We start from the raw sequence: 21701 nt of genomic DNA, 5'->3' as shown, positions 1-21701 counted from the left end.
GCGGGGCAATGGGGCAAAATGCAACGAGGCGATACCGCACTTCGGGTGTAAAAACCCGGGTGCAACATCACCAAACAGCAATCCATACGGAGCAGGAGAGACCCAATGCGTTGTGTTGTTCAGTGTGTCAATACGTGCCGGTACCCGGAAAACAGTCCAAAAGATGACCCGCCAGCGCGGAGCGCGAAGTGAATCGGTAATACGTTCTGGTCGAGGTACGGCTATAAACCTAAATTACAATAGTAAAGCAAGTGCAGATTCATTCGCTATCACAGCGTGCGATCTATCGGTAATACAAAGGTACGTCGGGAATGTTCGGCGCGCCGCTGTAAATCACCTTAAATTATCCGTTTTGCCCGGGTTTAACACTTGCGTCCGGTATGCTCAGCTCCAGGTTCAGTTCGTCAAGCTGCTGCGCATCGATACGGGCCGGGGCATCGATCATGACGTCGCGCCCCTGATTATTCTTCGGGAAGGCGATGAAGTCCCGGATGGAGCTCTGCCCGTTCATCACGGCACACAGCCGGTCGAACCCGAAGGCGATACCCGCGTGGGGCGGTGCGCCGTACTCAAAGGCGCCCATGAGAAAGCCAAACTGTTCCTCCGCCTCCGCGGGCGTGAAGCCCAGCAGCTGAAAGTTTTTCTCCTGCAGTCCACGGTCGTAGATCCGGACCGAGCCGCCACCGATTTCCGCGCCATTGATGACGAGGTCGTAGGCGTCGGCCTTCAGTGACTTCATTGTTTCGTGGTCGCCGGTGAGCATGCGGTCGACCTCCTCCCGCTTGGGGCTGGTAAAGGGGTGGTGCATGGCGTGGAAGCGGTTGCTCTCCTCGTCCCACTCCAGCAGCGGGAAGTCGACCACCCACAGCGGCGCGAATACCCCCGCGGGAATCATGTCATATTCCCGCGCCACGTGCAGGCGCAGGTTGCCGAGCTGCGTACGGGTCTTTTCCGCTTCGCCGGACAGCACCAGCAGCAGGTCGCCGGCCTCCGCACCAGCGGCCTCCGCCCAGGCGGCGAGTGCCTGCTGGTCGAAGAATTTATCTACGCTCGATTTGTATGTCCCGTCGGGGTTGCACTTCACGTACACCAGGCCCTTGGCCCCGATCTGCGGGCGCTTTACCCAGTCGGTCAGGGCGTCGAGCTGTTTACGGCTAAGGTCGGCCTTCCCGGGTACCCGGATGCCCGCCACCAGCTCGGCGGCGTCGAATACCTGGAAGCCCTTGCCCCGGGCCACGGCGTTCAGGTCCGTGAGTTCCATACCGAACCGCAGGTCGGGCTTGTCGGAGCCAAACCGCCGGATCGCCTCGTCGTAGGCCATCCGGGGAAAGTCGCCGAGGTCCACTTCCAGGACCTGCTGGAAAACGTGGCGCGTCAGTCCTTCGAAGGTATTTAGCACCTCCTCCTGGGTCACGAAGGCCATTTCACAGTCGATCTGGGTGAACTCCGGCTGCCGGTCGGCGCGGAGGTCCTCGTCGCGGAAGCACTTCACGATCTGGAAGTAGCGATCGTACCCGGCCACCATCAGCAGCTGCTTGAAGGTCTGCGGGCTCTGCGGCAGGGCGTAGAACTGCCCCTCGTTGAGGCGGCTGGGTACGACGAAGTCGCGCGCGCCCTCCGGCGTACTCTTTATAAGGTTAGGGGTTTCGACCTCGATGAAGCCCTGCCCGCCCAGGTAGGCGCGTACCGCCAGGGCCAGCTGGCTGCGGAACATCAGGTTACGCTGCAGGGGACCGCGGCGCAGGTCGAGGTAGCGGTACTTCATGCGCAGGTCGTCGCCGCCGTCGCTCTCATCCTCGATAGTAAAGGGGGGAACTTTGGACTTATTAAGTACCTGGAACTCGGTGGCCAGAATCTCGATGTCGCCGGTGGGGCGATTGGGGTTCTTGTTGGTGCGTTCGCGAACGGTGCCCTTCACCTGCACGACCCACTCGCGGCCCAGTTTGCGGGCCCGCTCGGTCAGGGCCGCGTCGTCGTCACTGTCAAATACTACCTGGGTGATGCCGTAGCGGTCACGTAGGTCGACGAAGGTGAGCCCGCCGAAGTCTCGGCCGGCCTGTACCCAGCCACTCAGGGTGACGGTAGTGCCGGCGTCGGAAAGGCGGAGTTCGCCGCAGGTGTGGGTGCGAAACATGGTCGTAAATTTTAGTGGCGCGCAAAGGTAACCGCTGGCGGGCACAGGGGGCGGGGCCGCGGGTGCGAGGTGCTGACCGTCAACGGGATTGCGGGGAGGCTACCTTCCGCATGTCGGTGACCTATCTCGCGGGAAGGGTCGTCCACGCTGGATACTACCGCCGGGGGGGGGAAGAATTACTCCTTCCGGCAGCCCCGCCGCCGGCCGCTTACGTGGTACCTGTTTCGCGACCCGAGGGCGAGCGGCAAAGCCAAAAACCGATCGTCGGCTACTGACGCCGGGGTCGACCCGGAACGAATTACCACAGGCATTAACACTTCCGAGCTGCGAAACCGGCGCCCGCCGGGTGCTCAAAGGCCAATTTGGGAAGGCAACGCAGGTTTTTCGTCCCGGTAGCGGACAACGCGCCGCAGGTGGACGTATCCGGCGCTACGGTTTGATATGCCGGGAAATGGCATTCGAAACCAATTGGAAGTAGTTAAAATATGCCTGAAAAAAGTATTCATGTAAATACAAACCGTAATCAAAAGGAAGATGCCATTTTAAATATATAATACCATAACGCATGTGTGCAACCGATAATAATCCGCCAATTGGAATTCAATAAATTTTTATTTGTTTGTACACGTACTCCGCCATCTGGGAAGTAGGTTTTATAAGTACTGAATCGCTACGGTTTTATCCGGCGATCTATTTGCCTTCGATAGCGCGGAGTTTTCCGGCTATGAGACACAAACTACAAATGCATGAGAATTGTGCTAGCTGGCCTGCTGGTTCTGGGTACCCTGACCATTGGCTTTACCAATAACATCTCCGTAACCGACGTCGCGCTCCGACCTGCGCCGGCAAGCGTCCCGACGCGAACCATTCAATTCGACGTGGGCTGGGAAAACTCCTGGCGATTCGACGACGGTCCCGCCAACTGGGATGCGGCCTACATTTTCGTCAAGTACCAGGTGTCCGGGGGCGAATGGTCCCATGCTACGCTGGCGGATATTCAGCCGCAGTCCGGGGCATCCGTCTTTGTCACGCCGGATGCGGTCGGCGCTTTCATACACCGTTCCGCGCCCGGCGTCGGAGACGTATTCTACGATGACCTGCTGGTCGACTGGGACTACCTCGCCGATGGCGTTACTACCAGTGAGGTGGTACGCGTCCAGGTTTTCGCCATCGAGATGGTTTACGTGCCGGAGGGGGCATTCGATCTGGGTACGGGGGGCACGGAGACGTCTTCCTTTTACGTGGACGGGGGATTAGTCGGCAGCGATCGCCCCTACCGGGTCACTTCGGAGGATGAGGTGTCCATGGGCTCGCTGAGTCCGGACTTCACCTACCGGGGGGCAGCCCTCGACGGTAACCTGGCGGTAAGTATCGAGGCCAGTTTTCCGAAGGGCTTTGCCGCTTTTTACTGTATGAAGTACGAAACGTCGCAGGCACAATACGTCGAATACCTGAACTCCCTGTCGGAGTCGGTCCGCGTCAGTGTCGGTTTGTCGGCTAGCGGAGCGCAGGTCGGTGACTTGCTTACGTACCGCAACGGTATGTACTGGCAGGCGGGCGCGGTGGCCGCTACGGTGTATCCCGCCATACCCATATCGTGGCTGTCAGCGGAGCAGGTAACCGCGTACCTCGACTGGAGCGGGCTGCGGCCGATGACGGAGTTCGAATACGAGAAAGCCTGCCGCGGAACACTGGCGGCAAAAAAGAGTGAATACGCCTGGGGCAGTACTTCCCTCTATTCGACCGCCTACCTGGCCGATGCCGCCGGTTACGATAACGAATACGTTACCAACCCGGGCACCGGGGCTTCCGAGATCGGAAATGCCCTCTGCAATACCAATCGCCCGATGACCGGACCGCTACGCAACGGCATCTTTGCCGGAAGCGCTTCGTCCCTGTCGCGCGCCGCCAGCGGCGCGAGCTACTACGGAATTATGGAGCTGTCCGGTAACCTCGGTGAGTTCGTGGTAACGGTCAATAACCCGGCGGGCCGCGAATACACCGGCAACCACGGCGACGGGTTGCTCTCGGCACTGGGTCTGGGGGGGCTGCTGAACTGGGTGACCGGCAATACGGCCTTCGGCGTACGGGGCGGGTCCTTCGACGATACCGCCGCCGCGCTGCGGGTCTCCGACCGCCGCGCGGCCACTACTTCTTACTCCGCATCTCCCTACGTCGGTTTCCGCGGCGTACGGACCGCTCAATAATCTATCTGCTATGACTTTTCTTACGCTCACGCACCCCCGTTTCTTTAGCTGTTGTGGGTGGCTTATTCTCGCCTCGGCCCTGCACGGTCAGACGCTGCCGTCGATCCACTTCGGTGGGGGCGACGGGGACGGCAGCGACAGCGGCATCTCATTCTTTACCACCCTGCCCGTGGAGATCGTTGATTTCCGGGCCTGCGAAACGCCGACCGGCATCATCGTGGCCTGGGAAAGTCGGGACGCCGTAGACATAGCCGCCTACTTCGTGGAGGAAGCGCTGGACGGTAAGCACTTCCAGGACCGCGCGCGGCGCGCGGCCCACGCCGGTAAACCTGCGGTTTCCTATTCCGTCCACCTTTCCCACCCCGCCGCCGCCACGGCCACTTACCGTCTTCGTGTCGAGGAAGCCGACGGCAGTACCTGGCACTCGGAGCTCGACCAGGTGACCTTCGATACACCGGAGTGGAGCATGGAGCCACGCGCCAATCCAACCGCCGGAAAAGACCTCGTCGTGCAGATCACGGGACTAGCTACGGGAGAACAGGCGGTACTGGAAATGACTTCCCTGGAGGGGCGGAAAGTACACAGCGCAGCCGTCTTCGGAGCCCCGTACGTCCAGGAGGTGCGGGTACCCTCCGAGTTGCCCGCGGCCACCTACGTCATCGGGATAGTGCGGGAGGACGGCCGCCGCCTGAGCCGGCAGGTCGTTATTCGCTAGGGGCGATGCCGCCGTGCGGCGGCAGGGCTACCAGTCGCACCTGGCCGTCGGTATACACCACCCGACCCGCGGGGGGCTCCGGCACCCCGGCCCAGTCGTAGGCAAATTCCAGGCGGACGGCCGGCTCCGATCCGCGGTCCGCATAGATGTCGTATCGCCGGTTGAGCGTGCCGGTCAGGGTATACGACAGCGGCGAGCTGCCACCCGCCGGGGCGCCGTACACCCGTAACGCATAGCGCTGGGTTCCCAGGCTGTCCATCGCCGCCGAGATCGCCGCCGCCTGGGTCCAGGCCCGCTGGTCGCGCCGGTCCGTGGTCCCGTACATGGAAATGGCTACCCCCACCGCCGCGATGAGCCCCGCAAACGTTACCGCCCCCAGTCCGGCGACCAGTCGGGGGCGCTCGCCGATCCGGCGCACGAGTACCGCCACCCGGTCGGTAAGCAGCAGGGATGCGCCGAGCACAAAGAAGGGCACGGAAGGAAGCTGGTAATAGGTAGCCTGCTTGGTGGAGACCATGATCGGCAGCAGTGCGGCGGCGCCTACCAGCAGGAAGACGGCGGCCAGGGCACGCCGTCGGTGGTCCGCCGCTTCGCGGGGAACGAAGAGCAGCAACAGGCAGACCAGCAGGCCCGGCAGGTTGGCGTTGAGCACGTGGAGGAGGATGGCGAAGCGCGATTCCGCCACGTTTTCCGTGGCCCGCCCCGCGAGCGCGGGACCCACCTGGTGGTCGAGGTAGGTGAGTACGAAATCCTGCGCCTCCGGTACAGCAAGGAACAGGAAGGCGAAGGAGATTCCCAAGGTCAGGGCGGGCAGCAATACGTCCGCCGGATTGATGCGCCGCGCGGTCGCCCACCGGTGGGCGACCGGCAGCACGAGTAGAAACAGGCCCACCGGACCCTTACACAGAAACGCGACGAAGGCGCCCAGCCCCGCGGCGGCCGATGCCAGTCGGGGGCGGGCGGGCCGCAACCGCAGAAAGAGGTAGGTGAACAGCAGCAGGAACAGCGTCATGCCACACTCCAGCATGGTGTTCGGGTACCGGAGCTGCACTTCCTGGTTGAGGACGAACAACAGCAACGGAAAGAAGAACAGGTAGGAGCGACTGGCTCCCGCCGTCTCCCGCCAGAGGAAGTAAAGCAGCAGGATCGTCAGCGCCAGTACCGTGAAGTTATACGCGTCCTCGGTGTAGAGGTGATTGCCCAGCAGGTGGAAGAACCCGGACTCCAGAAAGGGCAGCAGTACGGGATGGCCGTAAAAGATGCTCCCGCCCCCGTCTACCGTAGGTGCCCACAGGGAGCCCATGCCCTGGTAGAGGTTCTTGGCGATATTGGTGTAGACCAGCCCGTCGATGAACATACCGTCGCGCAGGATCGGGCCGATGAGCAGCGCCGCGATCAGGGCCACCGGAAGCGCCCAGAGGGCACGAAGGGTCCAGCGTGATGGGGTAGGGGTCATGGAATCGCCCGCCAAGGTACGACCGGCCGGGCCTGCCTGCCCAATCATCCTGTCGGGCAAGCTACCTTTGCCGCGTGAACCCCGACCTGTCCCGCCGCACCGCCCTGGCGCTGTTGCTTGCCTTCACGCTTTTCTACGCGTTCTTCCGGTTGGGAGCCGAGCCCTACTACGTGGGCGACGAGTCGCGGGGCGGCATCAACGCGCTGGAGATGCTGGCCAACGGCGACTGGGTCAACCTGCACTACATGGGGGAGCCCGACCAGGTCCGCGGCAAGCCCCCCCTCTTGATCTGGTGCATCTCCGGCAGCATGGCGCTCTTCGGGCCGACGTCTTTCGCGCTCCGTTTCCCCTCGGCGGTGGCCATCACGCTGGCCTTCTACGTACTGTTTCAGCTGATCACCCTCTACCGCTCGCCGCGTTTTGCGCTGCTCACCGGCCTGGTGCTGCTCTCCGTGAGCGGCATGGCCGGCTGGCACGTCGGGCGCACCGGCGACTTTGACGCCCTGCTGCTGCTGTTCCTGCTTTCGGGTATGTTGTTCCTGCTGCGGTACCTGCACTTCGGCTACCGGCGGGACGTAGTGTTTACCGGTATTTTCTGGGGCTTCGCCTTTTTGACCAAGGGACTTGCGATGGGCGCCTACGTGCCGGGGCTACTCCTGTTTCTGCTGCTCACGCGGCGGTGGCAGACGGTGGTACGCGACCGCTGGGCCTGGGCCGGGGCCGCGGCGTTCCTGGTATTTCCGGTGTTCTGGTACACGGTGGTGCAGCTCTACGGAGCCACCTGGGAGGATCCCATGTATACGGGCCGCAATGTCTTTGAGCGGCTCATCGTACACGATATCTACGAGCGCTTTACCCAGCCCGGCTTCGAGGGGCGGACCAAGACTTCGGGCTACCACTACTTCCTGTACAGCCTGGACATCATGTTCAACCTCTGGAACTGGACCTTCTTCGCGGCCCTGCTCTTCGGTCTGTACCGCACGTCGCGCATCGGCGTCACCGCCGCGCTGGGTTGGCTGCGGGCCCGTCCGCTGCTGCTACTCTCGCTCTGTCTGTGGTTTCCTTACGCCATGATCCTTTCGGTGACCACCCACGCCCTGCAGCAATATATCGTACCGGTGCTGCCCTTCGTGGGGGTCGCCACGGTGTGGGGCTTCCAGTACCTCAGCGAGCGGTACCGGGCCGGGCGGTACGTATTTCTCGGCCTGCTGGCCTTCACGCTCGTGCGGCGGGTCTACCAGTTGGACAACCCCCGCGACGCACCCGCCATCGCCCGTCACCTGCCCGCCCTGGAAAAGGCGGATCGCATTTTTGTGGAGCTGGACGCGCTGGCCAACGATGAGCTGTACTATGTCTACCTCGCCAATCAGCCGGCCCTGCTCTTCGACACCACCGCCCTGAATGAGCCGGTGGATTACCTCATCATCCGCTGCGACAGCCCGCTGCGGGAGCGCTTCAGCGACCGGAAGGAAGTATGGTTCGCGCAGGAGGGCGTGATCCTGGACTGAGCCTACGGTAGGCGGTCGTCTCCGCGTCGATCTGTCCGACCGGCTCAAACGCTTCCAGCAACGTTCTGGCCACCCGCGAGTCCAGCGCGGGGTCGCCCGCCCGCGCCACGAGGTAGCGCACGGTGGGGTCGGCCAGGATGTAGGCGGCCTCCCGCGCCTGGTCGATCCGGAAAGCCCGGTGGTGGGTGGGCTCGAAGAGCAGGGAGGAATGCACGTAGGGTGTGGGTACGGGGCGGTCCGTAAGGTGGTAGACGATCTGGAAGCCGTTCACGCCGACAAAGGTCTCCCCGGGGTCCAGCCGCTGGGTAAGCCAGGCGGCGGTCCGGCGCGGGGCATCGTCCTTCTTAGCGTAGTAGGCCGCGTGCGCCAGCCCGATCGCCACCGCCACGGCGGCCACCGCATACGCCACCCACCGCCGGCGCAGGGCGTCCGTCCAGACCGTGGCTACCGCGCTCCCGACCCACAGGGCCACCACCGGGTGCAGCTGGATCTGGTAGTGGCCGAACCGCTTGCCCGTGAGGAGGATCATGATGCTGACCAGCACCGCCTGAAGCAGCAGGTAGCGAACCCAGGTCCGCTCTTTACTGTCCGACCGGCCCCGCACCTGCGCCCAGCCGCCCAGCAGAATGAGGGGCGCGTAGCGCAACAGGTAATCGCCCATGTACTTGAGGCGGAGTGGCCAGGACAGCTCCACGGGGTAGGCCAGCGCCACCTCCACGCCGTAGAAGTAGAGGGCATCGGGCAGGCCCAGGTGCCGGTAGTACGCCACCAGCCCGGCCAGCGGCAGCAGGAAGGCCAGCGTGAGCAGCAGCCCGTTGGCAACCATACGCACCGGGGCCTGCCGGTAGTACCACAGCAGGTACAGTCCTATGGCCAGTGCCTCGGCCGCTACAAAAGGCTTGATGAGGAATCCCAGACCCAGGAGTATACCGGCCCACCCCCAGTGCTTGCGGGGCGCGGCCACCGATATGGCCAGGGCACCGAGGGTGAAGAGATTGAAGAAGATCTCGGTATTGGGCGATATGCCGTAGTAGGTAAATACGCTCGTCATGAGCACGTACACCACGCCGGCCACGTAGCCCGCCATGTCGCTGCCGGTGGCGCGGCGGTTGACGACGCAGGCCACCCAGCCCCCCAGGCCCACCACGAGGGCGGCCGCCAGCCGCAGGGCGAAGATGCTGCCGCCGGTGAGCTGGATGAGCAGGGCGTAGATCCAGAAGATCCCGATGGGCTTGGTATCGATGACGTCGCGCAAGTACGTCTCCCCGCGCAGCAGCTCGTCTGCGATAACGATGTAGGTGCTCTCGTCGTGGTCGATGACGGAAACGAAGAAGGATCCCCACCGCATTGCCGTCGCCAGGGCCAGAAAGGCAATCAGGGTCAGTAGGGCGCGTTTGGGCATCGGTTACGGTAATCGGGTAATCGCGAGGCCGGTTAGTCGCGGATCAGGTCGCCGGATGCGCCAGGGCGCAGGGCATAGCGGACGTACCGTCCCCGCTCGTCGGTACCGCCGGGAAGGCGCGCGTCGCCGAGGCGGGCGCCGGTCCACTCCGCGGGGAGGTAGGTGGTGAGGGTGAGAGGCTCGTCGTACATCACCGTGTCCAGCGGGGTGGCGAGGGTGACCGTGAGGGTATCGGCCTTGCGTTCGGTAGTGAGGGTGGCCGTCTCCCGCGCGCGGATGTACTTCGTGACGGTGGCGAAGGGGGCAATCCAGAGGCGGTCCTCCTGCTCCTTCAGGTAGGTGAAGTAGGTGCGCAGCTCGGCCCCGGGGCGGGCGGCCCAGCCGTAGTCGTCGACGCCGTGGAAGACCTCCACCAGCCACACGTTATCGTGGGCCAGCGTGGTATCGACCCAGTTCTTCATTTGGCGCAGGGAGGTCCCGTCGACCGGTCCCCGCTGCCACTGAACGTACTCGCGTTCCTGGGCGCCTGGCGCGGCGCGGCTCCCGCGGTTCAGCTCGGCCAAGTAGGGGGCGGGCATGCGGTTGCGCAGGGCGGGGTAGACGGCGTGGGCGTACCGCATAACGCGCTCGTCCTCCGTACCGTAGGGTCCCTCGGCGGAGAAGGTGGCGGCGGGACCGAGGTGACGGGCGATATCGGCGCGGCTCTGCTCCAGCTCGTAGCGCAGGTTGGCGCTGTCGAGGACCGCCAGTCGCGGGTGGGTGACGGTGTGGCTGGCGATCTCGTGGCCGGCGGCCTGGTAGGCTCGCAGGTCGGCCCAGGTGGTGGTGTCGACCGGGTTGTCGTGGAAGACCACCGCGTCGGTATCGCGGAGCTTGCCGTTGAGGAGCTTGCGGTAGGCCTCGTCGGTGAGGCGGTAAGCTTCCCGCCGCCGGCCCGCCTCGTAGGCGGCCCCGATGCGGCTGTGGTAGTCTACGGCCTCGCTGGTGCCGGTGAAGGCGATGAGGCTGGCCCGCTCGAACAGGTTGGTGGAATCGGTGGGTACGTCGATCGCCTCACGCACGATGTCCTCCCGGTTACGGCCGATGAAGCGGCCCAAGCGGGCCCCGCGGATCTTGCCGGTGATGACGTAGAAGGTCGCCCGCAGGTCCAAGCTGTCGAGGATGGGCCGGGCCACGGTAAACTGGGTGATGATGCCGTCGTCGAAGGTGAGGGACACTGCGCCGGTCTTGCCGTCCCTAAAGCGCTCGATGACGGTAGTATCCGCCGGCAGCTGAGCGAATAGAGGCCCCCACGGACACAGCAACAGGAGCAGAACGGAAAATAGGCGGAAGGGCATGCGCGTACGAAGGGGTCTGGCCCCGCAAGGTACGCGTTTGGGGCGGCGGAGCGCGGGTGCGGTGCCGGTGGGAAGGTCAGCGCCACGCCCCTTACCTTCGCCGCCATGTACCAGCGGCTTGTAATCAAGGTGGGCACCAACGTCCTCACGCGCCCCGACGGGCGGCTCGACATCACGAACATCAGCGCGCTCGTCGACCAGATCGCGGCCCTCAAACGCTCCGGCGTGGAGCTGATCCTGGTGTCGTCCGGAGCGGTGGGCGCGGGTAAGGAACTGCTGCCCGGGCGCGACAACGACGAAGCCGTCGCCCGCCGGCAGGTGTACTCGGCCATCGGGCAGGTGCGGCTGATGGAGCTGTACCGCAATTTCTTCGCCGGGCACGACCTGCTCTGCGCCCAGGTGCTGGCCACCAAGGGTGACTTCCGCGACGACCTCCACGCCGACAACATGCTCAACTGCTTCCGGGCGCTGCTGCTCGACGAGATCGTACCCGTAGTCAACGAAAACGACGTGGTGGCCGTCACCGAACTGATGTTCACGGACAACGACGAGCTGGCGGGGCTGGTGGCCCGTATGCTGCAAGCCGACGCGCTGGTGATCCTGAGCAGCGTCGACGGCCTCTACGACGGCCCCCCCGACGCGCCGGACAGCCGCCTAATTCCCTGGGTGCATCCCGACGATGCCGGCAGCGACCGGGTGGTGCAGGCGCGGCGCAGCAGCGGCGGGCGCGGCGGCATGGCCACGAAATTGCGCATCGCCCGCGAAACCGCCGCTGCCGGCATTCCCGTACTGATCGGCAACGGCCGCCGCCCCGGCATCCTGGAGACCCTCTCCGGCGGCGCCTGGCCCGGCACCCTTGTGGACGGGCGGCGCAATAGTCCGCAGGCCTAGGCAGTTCTTACCACCTCTACTCTCCGCTCCATGCGTTTACTCTACCTGCTGAGTTTTCTGGTCCTGCTCCTGACCGCCTGTGAGGTGGACCGGGATTTCCTGACCGGGGATGCCGTTGAACTGCGGTTCGGTACGGATACGCTCCGCTTCGATACCGTCTTCACGGCCCGCGGCAGTGCCACCCGCCTCTTTACGGTGTACAACGACGCGGCCGATCCGGTGAAGATCGACCGCATCTCCGTGGCCGGCGGCTCGGGGGTCAACTTTACCTTCAACGCCGATGGGCAGCTCGGCCCCGTCGCCGAGGACGTGGTGATCTTCGGCCGCGACAGCATCTACATCTTCGTGGAGGTGGAGGTCGACCCCACCCAGCCCGAGGAGGTGAGCCCCTTCATCGCCGAGGACCGCCTGGTGTTCGAGACGGGAAGTGCTTCGGCCTCCGTCGTGCTCGAGGCCTTCGGGCAGAACGCCAACTACCTCAACGGCTTCCGGCGGGGCGGACTCTTTCAGCCCATCTGCCAGGACGGCACCTTTACCCTATCCACTGATCTGCCGACCGTCATTTACGGCTCCATGTTCGTCGACAGCTGCACCCTGCGCATGCTGGCGGGTACGCGGGTCTATTTCCACGGTGGCATCCAGCGGAATCCGGCCATCGGGGGCAACGGCATCTTCAACGACGGCTTTATCTACACGCTCCCCGACGGGCGCCTGGAACTGCTGGGTACGCTCGAGGACCCCATCCTGCTGGCCACCGACCGCCTGGAGGAATCGTTCTCCAACTCCACCGGGGGCTACCGCGGACTCATCCTCGGGCCGGGCAGTCGCGGCAACCGGATCGAGTTTACCGAGATCCGCAACAGCATCGTGGGCGTCACCGTAGACAGCCTTGCGGAGGTGACCATCACCGACAGCCGGATCACGAACAGCAGCGGACCCGCGGTGACGGGCTACCAGTCGGATATCACCATCCGCAACAGCCTGTTTCACTCCAACTTCAGCAACACCATCCAGGTCGTGAAGGGCGGCAATCTCCTCCTGGACCAGGTGACTTTGGCCAACTACGGCGTGGATGCCTCGGCCCTTTTGGTACAGAACTTCGCCTGCGACGAAAATGACGAATGCTTCGCCGCCCCCTTCGCCGGCACGGTGCGCAACAGTATCATCGCCGGTTCCCGGAGCAGCGAGCTCTCGCTGGCCGACGCCTTCGAGGGGAGCGATCCGGCCTTCTTCCAGTTGCGCATCGAAAACTCCGTGGTGCGGACCGACGACGAGTTCCTGGCGAGCAACGGGGGTGCCTGGACGGATTTTTACACCGAAAACTGCGGGAACTGCTATAACCTTCAGTTCAGCGATCCCCTGTTCGTTTCGGTTAGCGAAGACGACTACCGCCCCGACAGCCTGAGCGTAGCCCGCGACCTGGGGGTATTCCTGCCCGAACTGCCGGACGACCTGGCGGGCAACGCCCGCGATACCGAATCTCCCGACGCCGGAGCCCTGGAATGGCAGCCGGAAGGATGACCCAACCAATCCCCGGCAGTCAGCGTTACACCTCGAACCCCAATCCCCCCGCAGCATAGATGGTCGTTGACAACATGCTTTACAACCTGGGCCGGTACGTAAATCTCTTACGTGATTCCGTCTCGCGCCCGGAGAAATTCTCGATGTACTACAAGGAGACCATGCGCCAGATGGATGCCATCGGCGTGGGTTCCGTGTTCATCGTGCTCCTGATCTCCGTCTTCATCGGCATGGTGACCGCCGTGCAGTTTGCCGACCAGCTCGGCGACAGTTTCGTACCGTCGTACTACATCGGCTACATCGTGCGCGACATCACCATCATCGAGATGGCGCCCACCATCACCTGCCTGGTGTTGGCCGGCAAGGTCGGCTCCAACCTCGCGGCCGAGATCGGCGGGATGCGGCAGAAGGAGCACATCGACGCCATGGAGATCATGGGCGTGAACACCGCTGCCTACCTCATCATGCCAAAGATCATCGCGGCGGTAGTCGTCATCCCCATGCTGGTGGCGATCTCCGCTTTCGTGAGTATCATCGGCGGGTACCTGAGTACGGTGGTGCCGGGGACGATCTCCCACACCGAGTATGTCCTGGGACTGCGGTCCTTCTTCGTGCCGCGCTACGTTTTCATGATGTTCGTCAAGGCGGCCGTATTCGCTTTTCTGCTGACCAGCGTGAGCTGTTACTTCGGCTACTACGTCAAGGGCGGCAGTATCGAGCTCGGTGAGGCCAGCACGAGCGCGGTGGTGGTGAGCGACGTGATGATCCTGGTGTTCGACTTCCTTATCGCCCTCGTCCTTACCTAAATCCCGCTACCATGATCCGTACGGATAATATCATCAAGTCCTTCGGGGACAACGACGTGCTCAAGGGGGTCACCACGGAATTCTACGCCGGTAAGCCCAACCTGATCATCGGCAGTTCGGGAGCGGGTAAGACGGTCCTGCTGAAGCTGTTGATCGGCCTCTTCGAGCCCACCTCGGGCAAGGTATACTACGACGACACCGACCTCTTCGCCCTCGACGACGAGGCCCTTCGGGAAGTGCGCATGAAGGTGGGGATGCTGTTCCAGGGCAACGCCCTCTTCGATTCTATGTCGGTAGGCGAAAATATCCGCTTCCCCATGGACATGTTTACGAACAAGACCATGGGCGAAAAGGAAAAGCGGGTCAACGAGTGCCTCGAGATGGTCAACATGGAAGGCATCAACGACCGCTTCCCCTCCGAGGTGTCCGGCGGCATGCAGAAGCGCGTCGGCATCGCCCGCGCCATGGTGCTGGAGCCGAAGTACCTGTTCTGCGACGAGCCGAACTCCGGTCTCGACCCCAAGACCTCGATCCTCATCGACGAGCTTATCTGCGACCTCACCAACCGCAACAACATCACCACCGTCATCAATACCCACGACATGAACTCCGTCATGGGCATCGGCGACAACATCGTCCTGCTCAAGGACGGCAACCTCGCCTGGCAGGGCAACAAGAACGAAGTGCTGGAAAGCGACAGCGAGGTGCTCCAGGACTTCATCTTCGCCAGTCCGTTCCTGCGGCGGCTGCGGGAGGATGCGCTTAAGACTCGGCACGCTGAGTAGTACGGTAGTCGGGTAGTAGTGTAGTACGATCGTCGGGTCGTCCACTTATCTCTGATGCCTGCACGGGACTTATGCTTCTGGAGGTGCTTTCGTTTATTTAGCTGTTCAGCCAACGTAGTCCGCTGACTCCGACGTCTTGCGGGTAAAGATCAACCGTGCGGTACGCCATCCTCCTTTCCATTTTGTTGCTCGCCGGCTGTCAGCGGGACGTGTATGCTCCTGAGCTTTCGGATTGCATCGCCGTCGGAGAGCCTCTGACGCTGCCCGACGGCCACCAGTTGACGCTGAGCCGCGTTGACAACGGCTACTGCCCCTGCAACGCAAACTGTGTCTGGGAGGGCAACCTGGTTGCCGAACTGGATGACGCGGAGGGTAAACGCTTCGTTGCGGATCGCTTGTCCGGCGGTAGCCCCGACTTGATGACCCATGTCGCGTACCGGGGGTTCACGATCTCCATCGATACCGTCGGGGTTTTTCCCGGAGCGTGTGATCCGGCGCAAATCCCCCAGGCGGACTACTGCATTAGCTTTACCGTCGTGCAGGAGTAAACCGGATCGGTGGGTAGCGCTACGTAGCAACGCGGGAATCCACCCGACGCTTCCCACCGTGTACCGGCCTCCCGGTACCGCACACCCCAGCACCCGCGTTCCCCGCCCCCTCCAGTGACGTCACGGACAAACCCGACCATCTATCTGCTTGGTTTGCTTTCTCCTGCAACCCGGGTTGGGAACATAAAGCACCCTGTGAGTGATTTCGACGTTATGATTCGCTGGGCCTACGTAGCCGTCATGGCTGGAAGTGCGATGGCAATTCTGATCATGTCGCGCAAGCCGAAGGGCGCGCCGCAGTATAACTACCTGATCCACGCATTCATGGTCATTTGGTCGGGACTGGTATACTCAGCCATTACCCTCGGTCAGGGATCGGTAGAAGTGGGGGGCAAGACCGTTTACTTCGCCCGCTACGTGGATTGGGTGGTCAGTACGCTATTGCTCCTGCTTTCCCTGGTGCTAACCGGAAAGTATACCCTGAAGCTGGAGGGCTCCATCACCGCCGGCCTGCTCGGCAGTCAGGTGATTATGATCCTGACGGGGCTGGTGGCGGATCTGTCCGCCGGCGATACCAGGTAGTTCTGGTACATCGCGGGCTGCGTGGCGTTGCTCGCGGTCTACCGCCTGATGTGGCGGGAACTTTACCAGCAGGCCAAGATCCAGGGGCCGAAACTGACCGCCGCCCACCGGGCGTCAGCAAATTACCTGAGTATCCAGTGGTTGCTGTATCCCCTGGTCTGGGCATTGGGGTTACGGGGGCGGGCATCCTCGGGGCTGAAGTGACCTCGGTTCTGTTCATCCTTCTTCCGATCGTTTCCAAGGCCGGATTTTCCTTTTGCAATTTGGCGAAGCTGCGGGCGCTGCCGGACTACCTGCACCAGGGGGCGGCCAACCCGCGCACCAGCGAGGAGGTACGGGCCGCCGTCGCATAGCAGATTGTTATTCTCCGGCGATTGGTTCTACCTTTAGTGCGTAACCTAACCGACCGCTATGCGCTTGCTGCCCGTCCTGCTGAATCTCTGCCTCGTCCTCTTCCTGTATGCCTGCCAGGAGGCCTCCGCGGCTTCCCCGGAAGCCACCGCACCCGCGTCCGGCGCCTCCTCCACGGAGCGTCCGGAGTACGCCCTGGTCATTCACGGCGGCGCGGGTACCATCCTGAAGGAAAATATGACCGACGAGCGGGCCGCCGCCATTACCGCCGCCATGAACGCGGCGATGGACGCGGGCGAGCAGGTGCTGCAACAAGGGGGCAGCGCGGCCGACGCCGTCGAAGCTACGATCTGGGTGATGGAGGACAGTCCTTACTTCAACTCCGGTAAGGGGGCCGTATTTACCAACGCCGGCATCAACGAGCTCGACGCCAGCTTCATGAACGGGGCTGACCAGAACGCCGGGGCCGTAGGCGGGGTGACCAACCTCAAGCACCCCATCAGCGCGGCCCGGGCCGTGATGGAAAAGTCCGAGCACGTACTCCTCACCGGCAAGGGCGCCGAGGAATTCGCCGCCGGCCAGGGATTGGAGGTGGTCGATCCCTCCTACTTCTACACCGAAGAGCGCTACCAGAGCCTGCAGCGCGCGCTGGAGGGCGAAAAGGTCGAGCAGGAAAAGATCGACGTAGACAAGAAGCACGGCACCGTGGGCTGCGTGGCCCTGGACAAGGACGGCAACCTCGCCGCGGGCACCAGTACCGGCGGTATGACCAACAAGCGATACAACCGCCTCGGCGACAGCCCCATTATCGGTGCCGGTACCTACGCCGACAACGCCACCTGCGGTGTGAGCTGCACCGGCTGGGGCGAGTTCTTCATCCGCTACGCCGTGGCCTACGACGTGCACGCGCGGATGGCCTACGCCGGTTCGAGCCTGCAGGAGGCCGCCGATGCGGTGATCCACCAGACGCTGGTCGAAAAAGGCGGCACCGGCGGCCTGATCGCGCTGGACGCCCGGGGCAACGTGGCCATGCCCTTCAATACCCCGGGCATGTACCGCGGCTACCTCAAGGCCGGCGGGGAACGGGAGATTCGGTTTTATGAGGAGTAGGGTTGAATTGAAAATTCAAAATTTCAGATTTAAAATTTGCGCGTAAGACGCTGGGGATGTACCATTTACGAAGTGCCAAGTACTATTTACTATTTCGCGCAGGACGCTGAGGATATACCATTTACGAAGTACCAGTTATTATTTCGCGCAGGGCTCCAGTTTGGGAGCAATTTTAATTTTTACATTTGAAATCTGCCACGCACCTGTTGAAGCAGGTTCAGCATCGCTACACGAGAAACAAAAACGGCCTGCGTACATCAGTCCTGCGGGCCAAATCGTAGATGGTACTTGGTAGATAGTAAATCGTACTTTCCCAACTTCCTCATCTACCACGGCCCTGTCAAAGCGGGTTCAGCTCCGCTACACGAGAAACAAAAACGGCCTGCGTACATCAGTCCTGCGGGCCAAATGGTAGCTGGTATTTGGTAGCTGGTAAATCGTACTTTCCGGACTTCCTCATGTACCACGGACCTGTCGACACGGGTACGGCTCCGTTACACAAAAAAATGGCCCGCGGAGACTAGTCCTGCGGGCCAAATAGTAGCTGGTAAATTGTAAGTTCTACACTTCCTCAAACATCACGTCCAGCGGCATCCGCACTTTGGCGCGGTGCTGGGTGGCGTCCTCTTCGGAGCGGTAGCCGACGGGGGCGATGACGGTGGCGGTGAGGCCCCGGTCGGTCAGTCCGAGGATGCGGTCGTACTCGCCGACCTCGAAGCCCTCCATGGGGCAGGCGTCGATCTTCAGCTCGGCGGCGGCGGCCAGCAGGGTTCCGAGGCCGATGTAGGCCTGCCGCTTGTTCCAGGGTTCGATCGTCTCCTCGGGGCGGCCGGCTACGGAGCCCTTCATGTAGTTGGCGAAGTCGTTCAGTTGCTCGCGCGGTACCTGCTGCACTTCCGCGGCGCGGTCTACGTACGTATCGATGTGGGCGGCCGGCATGTCGGTCATTGCACAGAAGACAAATACGTGGGAGCTTTCGGTCAGCTGCGGCTGGTTGTAGCTCGCGGCACGGAGTTGCTCCTGCACGTCGGGGTCGCTGACGACGATCACGCGGTAGGGCTGGAGCCCGAAACTGGTAGCCGACAGATTGACGGCCTCCTTGAGGTAGCGGAGGTCGTCGGCCCCCACTTTGCGGTCGGGGTTGAAACGTTTGGTGGCGTAGCGCCACTTCAGATTTTCAATCAGGTTCATACGGATATTATTGTACATACATTAATTCGCGATCGGGCAAATAGTTTTGCGGGCGCGTGGGCGGCCCCACATCGGATGTGCGGCGCCCGGACATCCGATGTGCCGCACATCCGATGTGGGGTTTCGGCGGGAAATATTAGTGTACCCTTTGTATATCTCACCCCTTCGTCTTACTTTTGCGTCCGCTTCGCGCACTGCCTGCCCAGGTGGTGGAATTGGTAGACACGCCAGCTTGAGGGGCTGGTGTCCATTGCGGACGTGCAGGTTCGACTCCTGTCCTGGGCACGATACGGCGGCCCCGTTGCTTCGGCAGCGGGGCCGCCGTCGTTTTTAGTTGCCGCGTCGCGGTCCTACCTTTGGGGCATGATTCTACCCCTCCTGTCCCGGGCCCGCCAGGCGGGCCGCAAGTTGCTGGCCGTACTGGTCGATCCGGACAAGGCTTCCCGCAGCAGCCTGCGCACCCTGGGCGAGCAGGCGGCCCGGGGGCGCGTAGATTTTTTCTTCTGGGGGGGCAGCCTCGTCAACCAGCCGCAGTCGGCTTATTACCTGCGCTACCTGAAGTCGGTGACGGAGGTTCCCGTACTGCTGTTTCCCGGCTCGGTGTACCAGCTGGACGAGCAGGCCGACGGCCTCCTGCTGCTTTCGCTCATCTCGGGCCGGAATCCTGAACTCCTCATCGGACACCACGTCACCGTAGCCGGCCGCATCAAGCAGATGGGGCTGCCCACCGTGCCCACCGGGTACATCCTCATCGACGGCGGCAAGCCCACCTCCGTATCGTACATGAGCGGCACTATGCCCATCCCGGCCGATAAGCCCGCCATTGCCGCCGCCACCGCCCTGGCGGGCGAGCAGCTGGGCCTGCGCCTCATCTACCTCGACGCCGGGAGCGGGGCCCTCAATGCCGTATCCCCGGCCACCATCCGCGCCGTACGGGCCGAGATCGACCTGCCGCTCGTGGTGGGCGGCGGTATCCGTACCCAGGAGTGCGCCCGCCACGCCCTCGATGCCGGCGCCGACCTGATCGTCGTCGGCAACGGCCTGGAAAAGGATGCCGGCTGGCTGCCCGCCCTCGCCGAGACGGTACACGGGACCACCACGCCGGTGCCGGCCCGCCTGCTTTCCAGCCGCAGCTTACCTACCCCGGAACAGTAAGCGTCGCCGGTAGGGTAGGCCGAAGCCTAGGCCCGCACCCACTCGCGGGCGTCGGCCTGCTGCTCCAGCGTGAAGTACTTGACGGTGTCTTCGGCGAAGGGTTTCATAAAGGCGGTGGCCCACTCCATCCATTCTTTCTGCCCGACTACGGCTACTTTCTCGAAGTCGCCCAGGTGCCTGACGTCGAACTTGAGGTCGCGCCAAGCGGTACCGGCGGTCCAGCCGTCGAAGTCTTCCATCTCAAAGTACCAGCGGATGTCGCCTTCCCGCTGGATGATCTTCTGGGCGACGGGCAGCAGGCGGTCGTAGTCGTCGTGGTCGAGTTCGCCGACGGCGGTGGTGTAGAGGATGTTGGTGCCGGGTTCTTCTGTGATGTGTACCATGGGGGGCGGATTAAGGGGTGTGTACGGGTAACGGAACCGCTTCGCCGCGTGTGCGAGGTCGCGCGGGCGGGCGGGATAATATGGCACGATCCGGACCCGCCCGGGAAAACTTCGCACCTGCGTGCGCGTCTACTTGTTTTACCGTGTACCTACTCCGATTGCTATGGATGCGCTGAACCTGCCTGACCCCAAAAACAAAGCCCGCGTCGTGGTGATCGGCGGCGGGTTCGCCGGGCTCAACTTCGTGAATAAGCTCGACACCGACAATTATCAGGTGGTGCTCCTCGACCGCCACAACTACCACACCTTCGCCCCGCTGCTGTACCAGGTAGCCACCGCCGGGCTGGAGGCGCCCGACATCTGCGGCCCCCTGCGCAAGACCTTCCGCAGTAAGCAGGATTTTCACTTCCGTATGCTCGTGGTCCACGGCATCGACCCGGCGGCCGGCCACGTCAGCACCGAGGCGGGCACCATCCGCTACGATCACCTCGTACTGGCCACCGGCACCCGCGCCAACTTCTTCGGCAACGACAGCATCGAGCACCACGCCTTTCCCCTCAAGACCGTGCCCGACGCCCGCAGGCTGCGCAACCACATTTTCCAGACCCTGGAGCGGGCCGACCTGACCGACGACCCCGCCGAGCGCGAACGGCTGATGACCTTCATCATCGTCGGCGGCGGTCCGTCCGGCGTCGAGGTGGCCGGAGCGCTGAGCGAGCTGCGCAAGCACGTGCTCTCCAAGGATTACCCGGACACCCCCATCGACCGCCTCCGCTTCGTGCTGGTGGAGGGCGGCGACCAGCTGCTGTCGGCGTTCTCCGATAAGTCCAGCGACGATGCCCGCCGCAACCTGGAGGATATGGGCATCGAGCTGCACTTCGGCCAGCTCATCACCGGCTACGACGGCCGTACGGCGACCTTCAAGGACGGCAGTACGATAGCCAGCGGTACCGTGATCTGGGGCGCCGGCGTGACGGGTGAGGTGGTGGTCGGCCTGCGGGACGACAGCGTCCGCAGGGGACAATACGTAGTCGACGACCGGCTCCGGGTGGCGGGCTACGAGAACGTCTACGCCCTCGGCGACGTGGCCTACCTCACCAGCGATGCCTGGCCTAAGGGCCACCCCGGGGTGGCGCAGGTAGCCATCCAGATGGGCAAGCGGCTGGCCGAAAACCTGAACCGCGCCGCCGCGGGTAAGCAGCCGGAAGCCTTCGAATACTTCGACAAGGGGAACCTCGCCATCATCGGCCGCAACCGCGCCGTGGCGGACCTGCCGAAGAATATCCACTTCAACGGAATCCCGGCCTGGTTCGTCTGGGCCTTCGTGCACATCTTTTACCTGATCGGTTTCCGCAACCGGGTATTCACCTTCCTCAGCTGGACGGGGAATTACATTACCTACAACCGCGCCGTACGCCTGGTGCTCGAACCCTCGCTGGAGGAGGAGCTACGGAGTGAAAAGGTCTCCTGATCGTATATAGGAATAAACTATATCGTGCGTATGTAGATTGTTGGGATACCTTTTTGGGGGTTCCAGATACCTAACATACTATACTCGTAAACTCAATGTAAAAAGAATTGATCAAAGGGTATCGCTCACGGGTACGTGTTGCCCGCCC

Annotated in this window: 18 protein-coding genes, 1 tRNA gene and 1 pseudogene; 14 read left to right on the top strand and 6 right to left on the bottom strand. The window is 62.9% G+C overall.

Going from position 1 to position 21701, the window contains the following annotated elements; all coding sequences use genetic code 11:
• Positions 1-343 precede the first annotated feature (343 nt).
• Positions 344-2134 carry an aspartate--tRNA ligase gene (aspS, locus tag DQG19_RS13185; RefSeq protein WP_116126726.1) on the bottom strand — a complete coding sequence of 597 codons (1791 nt, stop codon included), beginning with the start codon at positions 2132-2134 and terminating at the stop codon, positions 344-346.
• A 746-nt stretch (positions 2135-2880) separates the two neighbouring features.
• Between aspS and DQG19_RS13180 the strand changes: the two genes are divergently transcribed.
• Both DQG19_RS13180 and DQG19_RS13175 read left to right on the top strand, forming a co-directional pair.
• On the top strand, positions 2881-4341 hold the full coding sequence (locus tag DQG19_RS13180; protein ID WP_116126725.1) for a formylglycine-generating enzyme family protein: 1461 nt from the start codon (positions 2881-2883) through the stop codon (positions 4339-4341).
• A gap of 10 nt (positions 4342-4351) precedes the next feature.
• Positions 4352-5056 (top strand): hypothetical protein, encoded by a 705-nt coding sequence (locus DQG19_RS13175; protein WP_116126724.1) that lies wholly within the window; start codon positions 4352-4354, stop codon positions 5054-5056.
• Here DQG19_RS13175 and DQG19_RS13170 read toward each other — a convergent pair.
• The gene (locus DQG19_RS13170; RefSeq protein ID WP_116126723.1) at positions 5046-6512 is read right to left on the bottom strand and encodes a hypothetical protein; all 1467 of its coding nucleotides are present in this window, start codon (positions 6510-6512) and stop codon (positions 5046-5048) included. The two genes, DQG19_RS13175 and DQG19_RS13170, sit on opposite strands and share 11 nt — an antisense overlap.
• A gap of 74 nt (positions 6513-6586) precedes the next feature.
• Between DQG19_RS13170 and DQG19_RS13165 the strand changes: the two genes are divergently transcribed.
• The gene (locus tag DQG19_RS13165; RefSeq protein ID WP_116126722.1) at positions 6587-8020 is read left to right on the top strand and encodes an ArnT family glycosyltransferase; all 1434 of its coding nucleotides are present in this window, start codon (positions 6587-6589) and stop codon (positions 8018-8020) included.
• On the opposite strand, the gene DQG19_RS13160 is transcribed toward DQG19_RS13165, so the two are convergent.
• Together DQG19_RS13160 and DQG19_RS13155 are read right to left on the bottom strand one after the other, a co-directional pair.
• Positions 7968-9422, bottom strand: coding sequence for an ArnT family glycosyltransferase (locus DQG19_RS13160; RefSeq protein ID WP_116126721.1), 1455 nt, complete (start codon positions 9420-9422; stop codon positions 7968-7970). The genes DQG19_RS13165 and DQG19_RS13160 overlap by 53 nt on opposite strands.
• Positions 9423-9454: 32 nt before the next feature.
• Positions 9455-10759 carry a polysaccharide deacetylase family protein gene (locus DQG19_RS13155; RefSeq protein ID WP_116126720.1) on the bottom strand — a complete coding sequence of 435 codons (1305 nt, stop codon included), beginning with the start codon at positions 10757-10759 and terminating at the stop codon, positions 9455-9457.
• A gap of 105 nt (positions 10760-10864) precedes the next feature.
• Here DQG19_RS13155 and proB point away from each other — a divergent pair, with 105 nt between their 5' ends.
• From proB to DQG19_RS13115, 8 genes and pseudogenes are all read left to right on the top strand, one after another.
• Positions 10865-11650, top strand: coding sequence for a glutamate 5-kinase (gene proB / locus DQG19_RS13150; protein ID WP_116126719.1), 786 nt, complete (start codon positions 10865-10867; stop codon positions 11648-11650).
• Between the two features lie 30 nt (positions 11651-11680).
• Positions 11681-13171, top strand: a complete 1491-nt coding sequence (locus DQG19_RS13145) for a right-handed parallel beta-helix repeat-containing protein (protein WP_116126718.1) — start codon at positions 11681-11683, stop codon at positions 13169-13171.
• Between the two features lie 59 nt (positions 13172-13230).
• Positions 13231-13977 carry an MlaE family ABC transporter permease gene (locus DQG19_RS13140; protein ID WP_232826519.1) on the top strand — a complete coding sequence of 249 codons (747 nt, stop codon included), beginning with the start codon at positions 13231-13233 and terminating at the stop codon, positions 13975-13977.
• Between the two features lie 11 nt (positions 13978-13988).
• Positions 13989-14762, top strand: a complete 774-nt coding sequence (locus DQG19_RS13135) for an ABC transporter ATP-binding protein (RefSeq protein ID WP_116126717.1) — start codon at positions 13989-13991, stop codon at positions 14760-14762.
• Positions 14763-14917: 155 nt separating this feature from the next.
• Entirely contained in the window at positions 14918-15310 is a 393-nt protein-coding gene (locus DQG19_RS13130) for a hypothetical protein (RefSeq protein ID WP_116126716.1), read from the top strand.
• A 213-nt stretch (positions 15311-15523) separates the two neighbouring features.
• Positions 15524-16096 (top strand): annotated as a pseudogene (locus tag DQG19_RS21370) (bacteriorhodopsin).
• Positions 16093-16245 (top strand): hypothetical protein, encoded by a 153-nt coding sequence (locus DQG19_RS20915; RefSeq protein ID WP_157974492.1) that lies wholly within the window; start codon positions 16093-16095, stop codon positions 16243-16245. Before DQG19_RS21370 ends, DQG19_RS20915 begins: the two are co-directional and overlap by 4 nt.
• A gap of 58 nt (positions 16246-16303) precedes the next feature.
• On the top strand, positions 16304-17353 hold the full coding sequence (locus DQG19_RS13115; protein WP_116126713.1) for an isoaspartyl peptidase/L-asparaginase family protein: 1050 nt from the start codon (positions 16304-16306) through the stop codon (positions 17351-17353).
• 561 nt (positions 17354-17914) lie between these two features.
• Here the strand turns inward: DQG19_RS13115 and DQG19_RS13110 are convergent.
• Positions 17915-18544: an NAD(P)H-dependent oxidoreductase gene (locus tag DQG19_RS13110; protein WP_116126840.1), complete on the bottom strand. Its 630-nt coding sequence runs from the start codon at positions 18542-18544 to the stop codon at positions 17915-17917.
• A 200-nt stretch (positions 18545-18744) separates the two neighbouring features.
• Between DQG19_RS13110 and DQG19_RS13105 the strand changes: the two genes are divergently transcribed.
• A tRNA-Leu gene (locus tag DQG19_RS13105) sits at positions 18745-18829 on the top strand.
• Between the two features lie 78 nt (positions 18830-18907).
• Positions 18908-19699: a geranylgeranylglyceryl/heptaprenylglyceryl phosphate synthase gene (locus DQG19_RS13100; RefSeq protein WP_116126712.1), complete on the top strand. Its 792-nt coding sequence runs from the start codon at positions 18908-18910 to the stop codon at positions 19697-19699.
• A gap of 26 nt (positions 19700-19725) precedes the next feature.
• Here DQG19_RS13100 and DQG19_RS13095 read toward each other — a convergent pair whose 3' ends face one another.
• Complete coding sequence (locus DQG19_RS13095; protein WP_116126711.1) at positions 19726-20082, bottom strand: STAS/SEC14 domain-containing protein; 357 nt, start codon at positions 20080-20082, stop codon at positions 19726-19728.
• A gap of 163 nt (positions 20083-20245) precedes the next feature.
• Between DQG19_RS13095 and DQG19_RS13090 the strand changes: the two genes are divergently transcribed.
• Positions 20246-21553 carry an NAD(P)/FAD-dependent oxidoreductase gene (locus tag DQG19_RS13090; protein WP_116126710.1) on the top strand — a complete coding sequence of 436 codons (1308 nt, stop codon included), beginning with the start codon at positions 20246-20248 and terminating at the stop codon, positions 21551-21553.
• Positions 21554-21701 lie beyond the last annotated feature (148 nt).

It is taken from the genome of Lewinella sp. IMCC34183 (assembly GCF_003390915.1).
GTDB lineage: Bacteria > Bacteroidota > Bacteroidia > Chitinophagales > Saprospiraceae > Neolewinella.
This window is presented reverse-complemented; position numbering and strand designations above follow the sequence as displayed.